Source organism: Microbacterium sp. ZW3a (assembly GCF_057167165.1).
Genome location: NZ_CM169903.1, coordinates 1,653,040 through 1,669,175 on the forward strand (window position 1 = coordinate 1,653,040; position 16,136 = coordinate 1,669,175).

Genomic DNA, 16,136 nt, shown 5'->3' on the forward strand with positions numbered 1-16,136 from the left:
GCGGGTCAGCCGCGCGTGGCGGTCGCGAACAGCGGGCGACCGTAGAGGTCGAAGGTGAGGCCCGACACGTCGGGGCGCACCGCGGTGATGAGCGCCGGGCTGTAAAGCGGCACGATCGCCACGTGCTCGGCGTTCCACTGCTGCACCTGCCCGTAGGCGTCGGCGCGCGCCGCGGGATCGGTGGTGCCGGCGCCCTGCTGGAAGAGTGCGTCCAGGGCCGGGTCGCTCACCTGCGAGGCGTTCTGGAAACCGTCGGTGGCCAGGTGGCTGCGCAGGAGGTCGGGGTCGGCGCCCGAGAAGCCCCAGTCGGTGAGGTCGAAGGTCTTCGGACCGTACTGCTCGTTGTAGGCGCCCGGCTCGAGCACCTCGCGCTGCAGGTCGAAGCCGACCGCCCGCAGGTCGGACTGGATCGCGTTGGCGAGGGCCGCACGGTCATCCGGCACCGGGGTCCAGGCGATCCAGCGGGCGCTCAGGCGCTCCCCGTCTTTGGTGCGGAAGCCCTCGGCATCCCGGCCCGTCCACCCTGCCTGGTCGAGGAGGGCGTTCGCGGCGGCGGCGTCGAAGGGCCACGACCCTTCGAGGCTCGCGTCGTAGCCGGGCGTGGTCGCGCCGAGAATGCTCCAGGCGCGGGGGTACTGGTCGAAAAAGATCTCTTCCACCGCCGTGTCGACGTCGATCGCGCGCGAGAAAGCCTGACGTACGAGCTGGTCGGAGAACACGCCGTACTTCTCGTTGAGGTAGAGCGAGTACGGAAGACCCGGGTATTCGAGAGCCTCGACGGTGACGTCGGCCGGAACCTGGGCGACGAGGTTCGGCGGCAGGTTGGTCACCACATCGGCTTCCCCGCTGGAGATCACGCCCAGGCGCACGGATGCCTCGGGGAGGATCTGCACGCGGAGGGTCTCGATCTCCGGCGCGGTGCCGCCGTCGGGGCCCCACGCGTAATCGTCGTTGCGGGTGTACACGATCTCCTGATCAGGCGTGTACGAAGTGAGGGCGAACGGGCCGGTGCCGACAGTGACGTCGGGGCCTCCCGCCTTGAGCTGGTCGGCCGAGCTCTCGAGCACCGCCGGTGAGTAGAAGCCGAGGAGCGCGGTGCTCGCGGCCTGCAGGAACGGCGCGTAGGGCTCCCTGAAGCGCACGCGCACGGTCTGCTCGTCGACGACGTCGGTGTCGGCGTAGAGGTCGCCGCCGAGCATGCTCGCCGCCTGGGCCGACGCCGTCTCCGGGTCGACGATGCGGTCGAAGTTCGCCTTGACCGCGGCCGCGTCGAACGCAGTGCCATCGTGGAACGTGACGCCTTCGCGCAGGCGGAAGACGTAGGTCGCGCCCCCGTCTTCGACGTCCCACGACTCGGCGAGCCACGGAGAGAACGACCCGTCGGCCTCCTGGAAGACGAGGGAGTCCAGCACGGCGCGCTGCACCATGGCCGACACGTCGAGCTGGCTGGTCTGGGGGTCCATATGCCCGGCCGAGAGGTTCGCCCCCTCGATGGCCCAGACGATCTCGCCATCGCCGGAGGAGGTGGCATCCGTTCCCGAACACGCCGAGAGGGCGAGCGCGGAGACGGCGGCGACGGCGGTCGCGGAGAGAAGGCGGCGGAGCAGCACGGACGGCATGGAACGACCTCGAAATCGCTGGTGGGGAAGATCCCAGTCTACCGAGTTCCTGGACGCGGTCTCGAAATCTCGGAGCACTGCTGTGCGCGTCGCTCGCTCAGTGATGCGCACAACCTCAGCGACCGGTGGTCTCTGTGGCTGACTCTGCGCACATCGCTGAGGTTATGACCGCCCTCCCGCGCGGTGCAGCCCCTGCGCCACGGCATCCATGATCATCTCCTGGACCTCGTGCCAACGGTGCACCACCTGCTCGTAGCCGACCCGGATGACGTGATATCCCAGGAGGAGGAGTGCGGCGTCGTGCTGGATGTCGGCGGTGCGTTGCGCCCCGACATGATGCGCGCCGTCGATCTGCACGACGAGGCGGTCGCCGATCAGCACGTCGACGCGGTGGCCCGAGATCCACACCTGAACACGGATCGGAAGACGAAGCCACCGCAGCCGAACGATGAAGAACGTCTCGAGTCCGGAGTCCGCCCACGGTGTCGCCTCGTCGGCCAGACGCCGTGCCGCGCCGGTCCACGGCAGCCGGCGCAGGGCAGCGATGTCGATGAGACCCCTGTTCAGGGCCGAGTCCCACACCGCGCGCGCTGCTTCGTAGGGCTGACACGTCGCCACGGTGAGCAGCACGTTCTCGATACCGTCTTCGAGGGCGTCCGGATGCCGCGGAACGATCGGCCTCTGCCAGTGCACCACCGCCGCCGAGTTCACGACGCGGCCGTGCCCCGGATAGGCGGCGTGGGGCACCTCGGGCCGGTTGAAGACCCACAGGCCCGCCCGTGCCGCTGCGGTGACGCACGAGAGCACCACCCCGTGGCGGGCCGCGGCGACGAGGTCGCCATCCGCCCCGGGCACGGCCACCCACCCGCGCCGTACCCGGATGAGCAGGCCGAGCTCGAGGGCCTGGTTGATACGCCGGCGGCTGTGCCCCTCATCGATCAGTCGGGTGGGGCGGGCGATGCCGCCGATGGCGGCCACGCGCGCGGCAACGGCGTGTGCGGATGCGGTCATGAGCACGATGTTCCCGAGCCGGACGGGTCCTCGAGCGTTCGAACGGCGCCCTGTGGATGGCATCCGGTCTGGGGAGGAGCCGTGAATCGCGGTCACAACCTCAGCGACGCGAACAGGGTCAGTGCGCAGACGCCGAAATGAACTGATGCACCGCCTATCGCTGAGTTTGCGCCCGCGCGGCGCCGCCGGCCGCCCGCCCCCGGCCCGACGTCGGGCGAGCGCGCGGGCCGGACTCGGTATCCTGGACCGAACCCCACTCAGGCACGCACACACGGTGCCGCACATAGCGCTCGAGGAGTACCCATGTCGCAGATTCCCGACAAGCCCGCCCTGGAGGGCCTCGAGCAGAAGTGGGATGCCGCCTGGACCGAGCGCGGAACGTACGCGTTCGACCGCGCCAAGGCCGTCGAGGTGGGCCGCGCCGGTGTCTACTCGATCGACACCCCGCCGCCCACGGCATCCGGAAGCCTGCACATCGGGCACGTCTTCAGCTACACGCACACCGACGTGAAGGTGCGCTTCGAGCGCATGCGCGGCAAGACGGTGTTCTACCCGATGGGCTGGGACGACAACGGCCTGCCCACCGAGCGCCGCGTGCAGAACTACTACGGCGTGCGCTGCGACCCGTCGCTCCCCTACGACGCCGACTTCACTCCCCCGTTCGCCGGCGGCGACAACAAGAGCAGCAAGGCCGCCGACCAGGTGCCGATCAGCCGCCGCAACTTCATCGAACTGTGCGAGCAGCTCACCGTCGAAGACGAGAAGGCGTTCGAGGCACTCTGGCGCGACCTCGGCCTCAGCGTCGACTGGAGCCAGACGTACCGCACCATCTCCGACGACGCCATGCGCACCAGCCAGCTGGCGTTCCTGCGCAACGTCGACCGCGGTGAGGCCTACCAGGCGCTGGCGCCCACCCTGTGGGACGTCGACTTCCGCTCCGCGATCGCGCAGGCCGAGCTCGAAGACCGCGACCAGCCCGCCGCCTACCACCGCCTCGGCTTCCACAAGACCGACGGGTCGGGCGACGTGTTCATCGAGACCACCCGCCCCGAGCTCCTCGCCGCGTGCGTCGCTCTCGTCGCCAACCCCGACGACGAGCGCTACCAGCCCCTCTTCGGCACGACGGTGCGCACCCCGCTCTTCGACGTCGAGGTGCCGGTGCTCCCCCACCCGCTCGCCCAGAAAGACAAGGGCTCGGGCATCGCCATGATCTGCACGTTCGGTGACGTCACCGACATCATCTGGTGGCGCGAGCTCGACCTTCCGAACCGCACGATCATTGGGAAAGACGGCCGCATCATCGCCGACGCTCCCGAGGTCATCGTGACGGATGCCGCGAAGGCGGCGTACGCAGAACTGGCGGGCAAGACCGTCTTCAGTGCCAAGAAGCGCATCGTCGAGCTGCTGCAGGAGTCCGGCGAAATGGAGGGTGCGCCCAAGCCCTTCACGCACCCGGTGAAGTTCTTCGAGAAGGGCGACCGCCCGCTCGAGATCGTGTCGACGCGTCAGTGGTACATCCGCAACGGCGCGCGCGACGCCGAGCTGCGCGAGCGCCTCGTGGCCCTCGGCCGCGAGATGTCGTGGCATCCGGACTTCATGCGCGTGCGCTACGAGAACTGGACCAACGGCCTGACCGGCGACTGGCTCGTGTCGCGTCAGCGCTTCTTCGGCGTGCCGATCCCGGTCTGGTACGCCCTCGACGAGAGCGGGGAGCGCGACTACGACCGGGTGCTGACGCCCGACCTCGCCACCCTCCCCGTCGACCCCACGACCGACGTGCCCCCGGGCTACACGGAAGACCAGCGGGGCCTCGCGGGCGGCTTCGACGCCGAGCGCGACATCCTCGACACGTGGGCGACGTCGTCGCTCACCCCGCAGCTGGCCGGCGGTTGGCAGCGCGACGACGAGCTCTGGAACCTCGTCGCGCCGTTCGACCTACGCCCGCAGGGGCAGGACATCATCCGAACCTGGCTCTTCTCCACCATGCTCCGGAGCACGCTCGAAGACGACCGGGTCCCGTGGTCGGATGCCGCCATCTCGGGCTTCATCGTCGACCCCGACCGCAAGAAGATGTCGAAGTCCAAGGGCAACGTCGTCACGCCCGCCGACATCCTGCAGCAGCACGGCTCCGACGCCGTCCGCTACTGGGCGGCCTCCAGCCGCCTGGGCACCGACGCCGCGTTCGACCCGCAGAACCCGACGCAGATCAAGATCGGCCGGCGCCTGGCGATCAAGCTGCTGAACGCCGCGAAGTTCGTACTGTCGTTCCCCGTGCCCGAGGGGGCCGAGGTCACCGAGCCGCTCGACGCGTCGATGCTCTCGACCCTGGATGCCGTCGTGGTCGAGGCCACGAAGGCGCTCGAGTCGTACGACCACGCGCGCGCCCTCGAACTCACCGAGTCGTTCTTCTGGACGTTCTGCGATGACTACCTCGAGCTGGTCAAGGAGCGCGCGTACGACAGCGCCGCCGACGGTCAGGCCTCGGCGGCCCTCGCGTTGCGCACGGCGCTGTCGACCCTCATCCGGCTGTTCGCGCCGGTCCTCTCCTTCGCGGCCGAAGAAACGTGGTCGTGGTTCGCAGAGGGCTCTGTGCACCTCGCGGCCTGGCCCGAGCCGACCGGCGTCGAGGGCGATGCGGCGGTGCTCTCCGCCGTGGGCGAGGCGCTCATCGGCATCCGTCGTGCCAAGACCGAGGCCAAGGCCTCGCAGAAGACGCCCGTGACCTCGCTCACGGTCGCGAGCCCTCACGCGGCCCTCCTGCGCCTGGCCGAGGCCGACCTGCGCGCTGTGGGGCGCATCGAGACGATCGCGTTTGCCGACGCCGAGACCACCACCGTCACCGACATCGTGTTCGCACCCCAGGAGGACTGATGCAGCTCGGAACCCGCTGGACCGCTCGCGAAGAGCCGCCCGCCGCCGTCCCCGCCGCCCTGCACGCGCAGATCGCCGCGGTCGAGGCCGCACTGAACCCGGACGGGCTCAGCGCCCCCGCACCCAAGTGGACGCTCACGTTCCTCGAGGGGCGTCCCATCGCCGAGCTCGACACGGGCGTGATCGTGGCGCAGGAGGCCTCGGGAGAGGTCGTCGTGCGCTACGACACCGACGACGAATTCGCTTAAGCACCGAGGGCCCGGGCGGCGGACCGCCCCCGGGTCCTCGGCGTCGGTTTCGCCCGCGTGACTACGCTGGAACGATGACGGATGCCGTGACCAATCCCCTCCTCGCTCCGACGCCGCTCCCCTACGATCTGCCGCCGTACGGCAGTATTCGGCCCGAGCACTACCTCCCCGCTTTCCGCGAGGGTTTTGCCGCGCAGCGCGCCGAGGTCCAGGCGATCGCCGCGCACACCGAGCCGCCCACGTTCGAGAACACCCTCGTCGCGCTCGAGCGCAGCGGCGAGCTGCTCGGGCGCGTGGCCCGCGCCTTCTACACCGTGTCCTCCGCCCACGGAACTCCCGAGATGCAGGCGATCGAAGAAGAGCTCGCCCCGTTGATGGCGGCCCACACCGACGCGATCGAGCTCGATTCGGCCCTGTTCGCGCGCGTCGCGACGGTGTTCGATCAGCTGGGCGACCTCGATCTGGATGCCGAGAGCCGCTATCTCGTCGAGCGTCGCCACCGTGAGATGTCGCTGGCCGGCGCCGGCCTCGACGACGCGCAGAAGCAGCAGCTCACCGAGCTGAACCAACGCCTGTCGACGCTCACGACCACCTTCGAGAAGAACCTTCTCGCCGACACCAACGATCTTGCCGTCGTGTTCGACGACGCCGCCGATCTCGACGGCCTGTCCGATGGAGAACTCTCGGCAGCAGCCCAGGCGGCGACCGCTCGGGGGCTCGATGGGCGCTACGTCCTCACCCTCACGCTCTACACCGGCCACCCGGCCCTCGCCTCGTTGACGAACCGCGACAGCCGGCGGCGTCTGCTGGAGGCCTCACGTGGTCGGGGGACGCGCGGAAACACGAACGACAACCGCGACACTCTCCGCGAGATCGTGCGCCTGCGCGCCGAGCGGGCCGCGCTCCTGGGGTATCCCTCCCACGCCGCCGCCGTGCTCGCCGATCAGACCGCCGGGTCTCCGGATGCCGCGCGCGACCTGCTGCGCCGCCTGGCCGGCCCCTCCGCCGCCAACGCCCGCGCCGAGCAGGCCGCTCTGCAACGGATCGCCGACGCCGACGGTGCCGCGATCGAGGCCCACGACTGGGCGTTCTACACCGAGAAGGTGCGCGCTGAGAAGTACGACCTCGACCGCGCGGCGCTCCGGCCCTGGTTCGAGGCGGAGCGGGTGCTGCGTGACGGCGTCTTCTTCGCCGCCGAGCAGCTGTACGGCGTCCGCATCGCCGAGCGCCACGACCTGCAGGGCTACCACCCCGACGTGCGGGTGTTCGAGGTGCACAACGCCGATGGCAGCGAGCTCGGGCTGTTCCTGCTCGACCTGTACACGCGCGACACCAAGCGCGGCGGCGCCTGGATGAACTCGATCGTGACGCAGTCGCGCCTGCGCGGCACGGCCCCGGTCGTGGTCAACAACCTCAACGTGAACAAGCCCGCACCCGGTACCCCGACGCTCCTCACTCTCGACGAGGTGACGACGCTGTTCCACGAGTTCGGCCACGCCCTGCACGGTCTATTCGCCACCGTCACCTACCCGCACTTCGCCGGCACGGCGGTGCACCGCGACTTTGTGGAGTTCCCGAGCCAGGTCAACGAGATGTGGATCTTCTGGCCCGAGATCCTTGCCCACTACGCGCGTCACTACGAGACCGGCGAACCGCTGCCCGCCGAGATCGTCGAGCGGCTCCACGCGTCGGAGGCGTTCAACCAGGGCTTCGCCACGAGCGAGTACCTCGCGGCATCCTGGCTCGATCAGGCCTGGCACGGCCTGTCGGTGGAGGAGGCCTCCGGCGAGATCGACGTCGCGGGCTTCGAGTCGGCGGCTCTCGCCGATATCGGGCTCGACAACCCCGCCGTGCCCACCCGCTACGCCTCGACCTACTTCGCGCACGTGTTCTCGGGCGGCTACAGCGCCGGGTACTACTCGTACATCTGGAGCGAGGTGCTCGACGCCGACACGGTCGAGTGGTTCCGCGAGAACGGCGGCCTCACCCGCGAGAACGGCGACCGATTCCGCCAGCGTCTGCTGGGCGTCGGCGGATCGGGCGACCCGCTCGCCGCGTACCGCGATTTCCGGGGCCGGGATGCCGAGATCCAGCCGCTGCTCAAGCGCCGGGGCCTCACCGGCTGAGGGTGCCGCGGTTCCGGTCGTCCCGCGCGATCGGAACCGCCTCGACCGGATCTGGCACGATAGCCGCATGCACAGCATCCCGGCGGCTCGGCTCGACGAGCTGACGCGGCTGCGCCGCGTGCGCGACCGCATCGACCGCGAACACGCTCGCCCGCTCGACGTCGAAGAGCTCGCTCGCGGCGTGCACATGTCGGCCGGTCACCTCAGCCGCACGTTCCGCCTCGCCTTCGGTGAATCGCCCTACGCCTACCTGATGACGCGGCGCATCGAGAGAGCGATGGCGCTCCTGCGCCGTGGCGACCTGAGCGTCACCGAGGTCTGTTTCACCGTCGGGTTCTCCTCGCTCGGCACCTTCAGCACCCGGTTCACCGAAGTGGTCGGTGTCGCCCCGAGCGCGTACCGGCGCGCGGCGTCCGGGACCGCCGGGGGAATGCCGCCGTGCGTCGAGAAGTTCGTCACCCGACCGGTCAGGAATCGAGAAGCCCACCCGGCTGCGACGTCATTAGCGTGAGCGCATGGACATCACGATTCACCAGACCTACCTGCCACACACCGACCCCGAGGCATCCCTGACGTTCTATCGCGACGTGCTCGGATTCGAGGTGCGCAACGACGTCGGCTACGAAGGCAGGCGCTGGATCACGGTCGGCCCCGTCGGCCAGCCGGATACGGCGATTGTGCTGCACCCCCCGACCGCCAACCCGGATCTGACCGACGACGAGGGGCGCGTGCTGCTCGAACTCATCGCCAAGGGAACCTACTTCGGCGTCAACCTCGCCACCCCCGACCTCGTCGCGACCTTCGCGGCGCTCGAGGCCGCCGGCGCCGAGGTCGTGCAGGAGCCGACGGAGCAGCCCTACGGCGTCTTCGACTGCGCCTTCCGTGACCCGTCGGGCAACATGCTGCGCATCCAGCAGCCGCGGTAGCGGCTGCCTCCGCCCGGCATCACAGCGGTGGGTTGGTATAGAGCGTCGTCGAACACCCGGCCTCGCCCGGCTCGAGGTGGATGGGGCGAAAAGCCACGTTCTCGATCGCCCCATCGGCCCGACGCACAAGAACGACGCACTCTCGAGCGGCGGCGACACCGACCGCGACCACTGTCTCTCCCACATCGGTGACCGTGGTCTCGACGGTCGTCGCCGGGTCGGGAAACGCGGACCGCACGGCCGGCTCCAGGGGTGCGGCCGTGTCGGCGCCCAGTACCGCGCGCAGACGATCCGCCGCGTCGGCAGGCAGATGCGGGAGAGGCGTTGCGACTGGCGTGCGAAGTGGCGCCGCGGGATCAGGGCAGTCGATGAGCGATGACTCTGCGTCCCGCCCGTGGGCGAGCGTGAATCGGTAGCACGCGACGGCAACTCCGGCGCTCCGTGAGGGGGAGCCCAACCCCGTGCTGATGATCGCCGTGATCACGGCGTCGATGCGCACCTCGACGACGGCCGGGGAGTCGGCGGTGCCGGCCCCGGACCACGCCAGCGGCGTCATCCGCGCGGGGCTGCCGGTCGAAGACGTGAAGGTCGTCGCCGCGAGGGTCTCGGCATCCACCGCTGTCGGCACGTAGCCGATCGCCGACGTGAGGTCTTCCGCCGTCGCGCGCACCGTGCTGCGTGCGATCGCCTGACCATCGCTGTCGTCCGCGATCGCGTCAACGACCGTCGACGCGAGCGACCCGGCCGCCTGGAGAACGCTGACGACCGCGAGGACGCCGATGGCACACACCACGACGACGACCGAGAGGACGATGATGAGTCGGCGCACGGTGATCCGCGTCCGCCGCCCGTGGCCCGTCAGGCGCTCTTGCGCTTCTGGGCCAGCACGATGGTCGCCGGGGCGCCGTCTTCGACGGCCGCGCGGGTGATGACGACCTTCGCGATGTCATCCGCCGAGGGGACGTCGAACATCACCGGGCCGAGCACGTCTTCGAGGATGGCGCGGAGTCCGCGCGCGCCGGTCTTGCGGGCGACCGCGAGGTCGGCAATCGCGCGCAGCGCCTCTTCTTCGAACTCCAGCTGCACGCCGTCGAGCTCGAACATGCGCTGATACTGCTTCACCAGCGCGTTCCGCGGAGCCGTGAGGATCTCCATGAGCGCGTCCTGGTCGAGCGGCGAGACGGATGCCACGACGGGGAGGCGCCCGATGAACTCGGGGATGAGCCCGAACTTGTGGAGGTCTTCGGGAAGGACCTCGCTGAAGAGGTCGGGCGCATCTTCCTTGCGGTGCAGCGGGGCGCCGAAGCCGACGCCGTGCTTGCCGACGCGCGCGGAGATGATCTCTTCCAGTCCGGCGAAGGCGCCGGCGACGATGAACAGAACGTTCGTCGTGTCGATCTGGATGAACTCCTGGTGCGGGTGCTTGCGGCCGCCCTGCGGCGGCACCGACGCGACGGTACCCTCGAGGATCTTCAGCAGCGCCTGCTGCACGCCCTCACCGGAGACGTCGCGCGTGATCGACGGGTTCTCGGCCTTGCGGGCGATCTTGTCGACCTCATCGATGTAGATGATGCCCGTCTCGGCGCGCTTCACGTCGAAGTCGGCGGCCTGGAGCAGCTTGAGCAGGATGTTCTCGACGTCTTCACCGACGTAGCCGGCTTCGGTGAGGGCCGTCGCATCTGCCACTGCGAAGGGCACGTTGAGGCGCTTCGCGAGGGTCTGCGCCAGATACGTCTTACCGCAGCCGGTAGGCCCGAGCAGCAGGATATTGCTCTTGGCGATGTCGATCTCTTCGGCGCGCTGCTCGGCGGGCTGCAGGGTGCCGTGGGCACGCACGCGCTTGTAGTGGTTGTACACGGCGACAGCGAGCGCGCGCTTCGCGGGCTCCTGGCCGACGACGTACTCCTCGAGGAAGCCGAAGATCTCGCGGGGCTTGGGCAGATCGAAATCGGTGACTTCACCCGACGACGACTCCGCCATCCGCTCTTCGATGATCTCGTTGCAGAGCTCGACGCACTCGTCGCAGATGTAGACGCCCGGACCGGCGATCAGCTGCTGCACCTGCTTTTGACTCTTGCCACAGAAGGAGCATTTGAACAGGTCGGCGCTCTCTCCGATGCGTGCCATGCCCGTCCTCCTCGTCCCCCCGGCCCACTCGCCCGAGTGCCTCCGAGCCTAACCGCTGCCCAGGGCAATCGAGGGCATTTGAGCGAGCGAGGTGAGACCTGATCGCCCACGGCGGACACCAATGCGCTGCGCGAGGCTCACGGCATCCCTGTTTTCGGCCCCGCCATGACACGACGATGCCCCGCCGACGAGCGCCGGCGGGGCATCGAGAGAAGCGGGTCAGGCGGTGAGGGCCGTCGGGACGCGCTTGCGGGTCGTGAGCACCTGGTCGACGATGCCGTACTCCATTGCCTCCTGAGCGGAGAGGATCTTGTCGCGGTCGATGTCTTTGTTGATCTTCACCACGTCCTGACCGGTGTGCCGGGCCATGGTCTCTTCGAGCCACGTGCGCATGCGCAGGATCTCTGCCGCCTGGATCTCGATGTCGGACGCCTGGCCGTGACCGGCCTCGCCCACGGCGGGCTGGTGGATCAGGATGCGGGCGTTCGGCAGCGCGAGACGCTTGCCGGGGGCGCCGGCGGCCAGCAGCACCGAGGCGGCGGACGCGGCCTGGCCGAGCACCACCGTCTGGATCTGCGGCGAGACGTACTGCATCGTGTCGTAGATCGCCGTCATGGCCGTGAACGAGCCACCGGGCGAGTTGATGTACATGATGATGTCGCGGTCAGGGTCCTGCGACTCGAGCACGAGCAGCTGCGCCATGACGTCGTCGGCCGAGGCGTCGTCGACCTGGACGCCCAGGAAGATGACGCGGTCCTCGAACAGCTTGTTGTACGGGTCCTGGCGCTTGTAGCCGTAGGCCGTGCGCTCCTCGAACTGGGGAAGCACGTAACGGCTGCTCGGCATGTGCGCGGCGCTGCCGCCGAAGGTGGGAGTGTGCATTGCGGTGTCCTTTCCTCTCGCCCTCGGCCTCAGGCCGCGGTCCCGCCGCCGCCGGCGACGTCGGTGGCGTGCTCACGCATGTGGTCGACGAAGCCGTACTCGAGCGCTTCCTGCGCGGTGAACCAGCGGTCGCGGTCGCCGTCTTCGTTGATCTGCTCGACGCTCTTGCCGGTCTGCGCCGCAGTGATCTCGGCCAGGCGGCGCTTCATGTCGAGAATGAGCTGGGCCTGCGTCTGGATGTCGCTCGACGTTCCGCCGAATCCACCGTGCGGCTGGTGCAGCAGCACACGGGCGTTGGGCGTGATGTAGCGCTTGCCCTTCGTTCCACTGGTGAGCAGCAGCTGGCCCATCGAGGCCGCCATGCCGATACCGACGGTGACGATGTCGTTCGGCACGAACTGCATCGTGTCGTAGATCGCCATGCCGGCCGTAATCGAGCCGCCGGGCGAGTTGATGTAGAGGTAGATGTCCTTCTGCGGGTCTTCTGCGGCGAGCAGGAGGATCTTGGCGCAGATCTCGTTGGCGTTCTCGTCGCGCACCTCCGAACCGAGCCAGATGATGCGGTCCTTCAGCAGCCTGTCGAAGACGCTCGTTGCCATAAGGGGTTCGGGCATGTGTGCTCCTCTTCCGGTGATCTGCAACGAATCTACCGGCGTGGTTCGGGGCGGGTCGCCGTGTTCGCCGCGGGCGGATCAGGCGTGTCCGTCCGCGATCTCCCGGGCGTATCCGGTCACCGAACGGGTGTACAGCGGCAGGTGCGGGGCGAGCGCCTCGAGGGCGACGGATGCCGCCCGCTCGGCCTCACCCGACGAGACCAGGGCGAGGGCGTAGAAGGCAGCGGCCGCATCGTGGAGGTCGCCCCGGGGCTCACGCTCATACTCGGCGCGCAGTAGGTCTCGCGCCTCGTCGATCTTGCCGAGGTTGCGGATCGTGCTGGCGAGCTGGATGGCCGCCCGCGTACGGTGCTCCCCCGCGAGCCCGAGGAGAAGCGCGCGGCGGTACAGCTCCTCGGCTTCGGCCTCCCGCCCCGCGGAGTCCCGGGCGCCGGCGCGCTCGAACAGCGCGACCGGGTCATCGTGCGGCCTCTCCGCCGCCAGTGCGTCGATGCGTTCGATGACCTCGTCGTCGGTCAGCGTCGCATCGTCCCAGACCGCGTCCACGCGGCTCTGCCAGTCATCCATGGCTTCTCCTTCATCGAGTGTCCCCAACGCGCCGGTTCGTCCCGGACACATCCGCGTGTCGTGGACACCGGAACGCCGGCGCCGAGCACACAAACATCACAGGGGGTGGATGCCATGGCATCCACCCCCTGTGACCGTGCGGTGACTCTTACTCGCTGTCCGCGGCCTTCTTCTTGGCGGGAGCGCGCTTCTTGGCGGGGGCCTTCTTGGGGGCCTCCTCCGCCGGAGCCTCTTCAGCCTCGATGACGGCGTCGGCGTCGGCGGCGGCGTCAGCGATCTCCTGCGCCTCTTCGACGACCTCTTCCTCGGCGTCGGTGGGCTCTTCGCCCTCGACGGCGACGAAGCCGCTCAGGTCGACGGCCTTGCCGTTGGTGTCGACGACGGTGACCTTGCCGAGGGCGATCGCGAGCGCCTTGTTGCGCGCGACCTCGCCGACCAGGGCGGGCAGCTGGTTGCCCTGCTGGAGCGCGTTCACGAACTCCTGCGGAGCCATGCCGTACTGGGCCGCCGACTGGATGAGGTACTGCGTGAGCTCGTCCTGCGAGACCTGGACGTTCGCCTCTTCGGCGATCTTGTCGAGGACCATCTGGCTACGGAACTGCTTCTCGCTGGCCTCGGTCACCTCGGCGCGGTGCTCGTCGTCTTCGAGACGGTTCTCACCCTCGAGGTGGTTGTGCACCTCGTCTTCGATGAGCTGCGGCGGAACGGGGATCTCGACGGCCTCGAGCAGCGCCTCGACGAACTTGTCGCGAGCCGCGGCACCCTGACCGAACACGGCCTGCTCCGACACGCGCTCGGCGAGCGACGCGCGCAGCTCGGCGATCGTGTCGAACTCCGACGCCATCTGGGCGAAGTCGTCGTCGGCCTCGGGAAGCTCGCGCTCCTTGACCGCGGTGATCGTGACCGCAACCTCAGCCTCTTCGCCGGCGTGGTCGCCACCGACGAGCTTCGAGCGGAACGTGGTCTGCTCATCGGCGGTGAGCGAGTCGATGGCCTCGTCGATGCCCTCGAGCAACTCGCCCGAGCCGACCTCGTACGACACGCCCTCGGCGCGGTCGATCTCGGCGCCGTCGATCGTGGCGACGAGATCGAGCTCGACGAAGTCACCCGTCGCGGCGGGACGGTCGACGGTCACGAGGGTGCCGAAGCGGGCGCGGAGACGGTCGAGCTCGGCGTCGACGCCGGCCTCGTCGGTCTCGACCGCGTCAACCGTCACCGTGATGGTGTCGAACGCCGGCAGGTCGAACTCGGGGCGCACGTCGACCTCGACGTCGATGACCAGGTCGCCCGAGAAGTCCTTCAGCTCGGGCAGGTCGACGATCTCGGCGCTGGGACGGCCGATGACGCGCAGCTCCTGCGCCTCGACGGCCTGGCGGTAGAACCCGTCGAGACCCTCGTTGACGGCGTGCTCGATGACGGCGCCACGACCGATGCGCTGATCGATGATCGGCGCGGGCACCTTGCCCTTGCGGAAGCCCGGGATCTGCACGTCCTGAGCGATGTGCTCGTAGGCGTGGGCGATGCTCGGCTTGAGCTCGTCGGGCGAGACCGTGATGTGGAGCTTGACCCGGGTGGGGCTGAGCTTCTCGACGGTGCTGTTGACCATGCGGTGTGTTCTCCTCGTGTGGCCCGCGCGGACGCGGGGGCCGGCTAGGCCTGTGGTCTGTGGGGCCGTTGCGTCGGGGCGACAGGATTTGAACCTGCGGCCTCCCGCTCCCAAAGCGGGCGCTCTACCAAGCTGAGCTACGCCCCGGAGCGACGCGCAGTACGCGTTCGACGAAACGACCCCTGGAAGTCTAGTCGATGGAGTCGCACCGGCTGGTGTGAGCGAATCCGGGGTTGCGGTGGCGCAAGCGCGGCGTCTCGGGAACACTCGACTCGGTGCGGCGATCAGGTGTCACGAGAGCAGCGGATGCCGCCGAGACAGGCTGATCCTGCGCGGATCGCCCTGTTTTCGGCCCATGCCCTGTTCCCGGTACGGCGCAAGCTTCGCGGCGCGTGTTCATGACATGTCTGCGCATAAAGTAGAGTGGAGACACGGGAATCACCCGACAACTGAACATCGCAATCCCGACCAAGAACCGTCCAATCCTCTGCGAGTGGCGGAATCTATCCGGGCAATGCGGGGCTGTAGCTTAGTGGTAAAGCCTCTGTCTTCCAAACAGATGATGCGAGTTCGATTCTCGTCAGCCCCTCCACGACCGTTTTGACGGTCTCCCTCCCCGCCGATATCCGGCTCGGTGAGTAGCTCTTGCTGCCGCGACGATCGGGCCGTCACGAAGAGAGCCCGCCACCGACGGTGACGGGCTCCCCACGTGGGAGTACTACTGGCTGACGGTTTCGCAGACGATCTCGGTGCCCGCGACGACGACGGTGCCCACGAAGTCCACGGCCTGACAGGCCTGATAGGCCTCGCTGGCGACGGCGAGGACGGACACGATCGAGATGATCACGATGATCGCGACGATGGTCAGCACCGCACCGACGATGATCGCGGCGATCGCCGGGCCGTTCTTGTACCCGGCCTTGCGGCTCTGCACGAGCGCGACGATTCCGAGGATCAGTCCGATGACGTTGAAGAAGATCGCGACGATGAGGGCGACGATCCCGAGAGTCTTGCCGGGGATCGGGCCCGTGGCAGCCGGCGGCGGCGGCGGGGAAGCAGTGGTCATGTGTACTCCAAGCTGAGGTGATCGGGTATTACCGAGCCGCATGCTAGCGCTAAATGGAGCCTTCCTGAGCGTTTCCTGTGTAAACACTTTGCGCAGGTCACACGGCCCGGAAAGAAGCCGGCAGCACCACGTTGTCTCCCACGCCGGCGAAGAACCCCGCGACCTGCTCGGGTCGATAGCCGGCGATGCCGCACCCCACCTCGGTCACGAGGAATGTCAGCTCGGGATGCTCGGCGGCAAATGCAACGAAGCGCCGGGCCTGCTCCTCGAAGACCGCCAGACCCGACATCGTGTCGATGCCGTACGACTGGCCCTGCAGCCCCTCCCCCTGTCCCCACACCGCGCCGAAGCGGTCGTACGCGAAGCGCGCGGCGCCTCCACCGTGGGCACCGGACGCGTTGGCGCCGAAGACGAAGATCTCGCCGGGTTCCAGAGTGTCGATGTGCATGCGGCAACGGTACGCGCGCACAGAC

Annotated in this window: 15 protein-coding genes and 2 tRNA genes; 6 read left to right on the forward strand and 11 right to left on the reverse strand. The window is 68.7% G+C overall.

The window, feature by feature from the left end:
• Positions 1-5 precede the first annotated feature (5 nt).
• Both ACU6WY_RS07785 and ACU6WY_RS07790 read right to left on the reverse strand, forming a co-directional pair.
• Entirely contained in the window at positions 6-1,619 is a 1,614-nt protein-coding gene (locus tag ACU6WY_RS07785) for an ABC transporter substrate-binding protein (RefSeq protein WP_483819113.1), read from the reverse strand.
• Positions 1,620-1,781: 162 nt separating this feature from the next.
• On the reverse strand, positions 1,782-2,630 hold the full coding sequence (locus ACU6WY_RS07790) for an endonuclease domain-containing protein (RefSeq protein WP_483819114.1): 849 nt from the start codon (positions 2,628-2,630) through the stop codon (positions 1,782-1,784).
• Between the two features lie 303 nt (positions 2,631-2,933).
• On the opposite strand from ACU6WY_RS07790, the gene valS reads away from it, so the two are divergent.
• The 5 genes from valS (at position 2,934) to ACU6WY_RS07815 (ending at position 8,801) form a co-directional block, all read left to right on the forward strand.
• Positions 2,934-5,501: a valine--tRNA ligase gene (gene valS, locus ACU6WY_RS07795; RefSeq protein WP_483819115.1), complete on the forward strand. Its 2,568-nt coding sequence runs from the start codon at positions 2,934-2,936 to the stop codon at positions 5,499-5,501.
• Entirely contained in the window at positions 5,501-5,749 is a 249-nt protein-coding gene (locus tag ACU6WY_RS07800) for a hypothetical protein (protein WP_483819116.1), read from the forward strand. The genes valS and ACU6WY_RS07800 overlap by 1 nt, the downstream gene beginning before the upstream one ends.
• A gap of 74 nt (positions 5,750-5,823) precedes the next feature.
• Complete coding sequence (locus ACU6WY_RS07805; protein WP_483819117.1) at positions 5,824-7,875, forward strand: M3 family metallopeptidase; 2,052 nt, start codon at positions 5,824-5,826, stop codon at positions 7,873-7,875.
• Positions 7,876-7,942: 67 nt separating this feature from the next.
• Positions 7,943-8,386: a helix-turn-helix transcriptional regulator gene (locus ACU6WY_RS07810; RefSeq protein WP_483819118.1), complete on the forward strand. Its 444-nt coding sequence runs from the start codon at positions 7,943-7,945 to the stop codon at positions 8,384-8,386.
• 4 nt (positions 8,387-8,390) lie between these two features.
• On the forward strand, positions 8,391-8,801 hold the full coding sequence (locus ACU6WY_RS07815) for a VOC family protein (RefSeq protein WP_483819119.1): 411 nt from the start codon (positions 8,391-8,393) through the stop codon (positions 8,799-8,801).
• Between the two features lie 19 nt (positions 8,802-8,820).
• Here ACU6WY_RS07815 and ACU6WY_RS07820 read toward each other — a convergent pair whose 3' ends face one another.
• From ACU6WY_RS07820 to ACU6WY_RS07850, 7 genes are all read right to left on the reverse strand, one after another.
• Positions 8,821-9,630 (reverse strand): hypothetical protein, encoded by an 810-nt coding sequence (locus ACU6WY_RS07820; protein WP_483819120.1) that lies wholly within the window; start codon positions 9,628-9,630, stop codon positions 8,821-8,823.
• A 29-nt stretch (positions 9,631-9,659) separates the two neighbouring features.
• Positions 9,660-10,928 carry an ATP-dependent Clp protease ATP-binding subunit ClpX gene (gene clpX, locus ACU6WY_RS07825; RefSeq protein ID WP_483819121.1) on the reverse strand — a complete coding sequence of 423 codons (1,269 nt, stop codon included), beginning with the start codon at positions 10,926-10,928 and terminating at the stop codon, positions 9,660-9,662.
• A 219-nt stretch (positions 10,929-11,147) separates the two neighbouring features.
• On the reverse strand, positions 11,148-11,810 hold the full coding sequence (locus ACU6WY_RS07830; protein ID WP_483819122.1) for an ATP-dependent Clp protease proteolytic subunit: 663 nt from the start codon (positions 11,808-11,810) through the stop codon (positions 11,148-11,150).
• Positions 11,811-11,839: 29 nt separating this feature from the next.
• A complete protein-coding gene (locus ACU6WY_RS07835) occupies positions 11,840-12,424 on the reverse strand; it encodes an ATP-dependent Clp protease proteolytic subunit (RefSeq protein ID WP_292902447.1) in 585 nt (194 codons plus the stop codon).
• Between the two features lie 78 nt (positions 12,425-12,502).
• On the reverse strand, positions 12,503-12,991 hold the full coding sequence (locus ACU6WY_RS07840) for a tetratricopeptide repeat protein (RefSeq protein WP_483819123.1): 489 nt from the start codon (positions 12,989-12,991) through the stop codon (positions 12,503-12,505).
• 148 nt (positions 12,992-13,139) lie between these two features.
• Positions 13,140-14,597, reverse strand: coding sequence for a trigger factor (tig, locus tag ACU6WY_RS07845; RefSeq protein WP_483819124.1), 1,458 nt, complete (start codon positions 14,595-14,597; stop codon positions 13,140-13,142).
• A gap of 73 nt (positions 14,598-14,670) precedes the next feature.
• Positions 14,671-14,744: transfer RNA gene (locus ACU6WY_RS07850), tRNA-Pro, on the reverse strand.
• Between the two features lie 371 nt (positions 14,745-15,115).
• On the opposite strand from ACU6WY_RS07850, the gene ACU6WY_RS07855 reads away from it, so the two are divergent.
• A tRNA-Gly gene (locus ACU6WY_RS07855) sits at positions 15,116-15,189 on the forward strand.
• Positions 15,190-15,315: 126 nt separating this feature from the next.
• On the opposite strand, the gene ACU6WY_RS07860 is transcribed toward ACU6WY_RS07855, so the two are convergent.
• Together ACU6WY_RS07860 and ACU6WY_RS07865 are read right to left on the reverse strand one after the other, a co-directional pair.
• Positions 15,316-15,663 (reverse strand): DUF4190 domain-containing protein, encoded by a 348-nt coding sequence (locus ACU6WY_RS07860; protein ID WP_483819125.1) that lies wholly within the window; start codon positions 15,661-15,663, stop codon positions 15,316-15,318.
• Between the two features lie 97 nt (positions 15,664-15,760).
• Positions 15,761-16,111, reverse strand: a complete 351-nt coding sequence (locus ACU6WY_RS07865) for an A1S_2505 family phage non-structural protein (protein WP_483819126.1) — start codon at positions 16,109-16,111, stop codon at positions 15,761-15,763.
• Between the last annotated feature and the right edge of the window lie 25 nt (positions 16,112-16,136).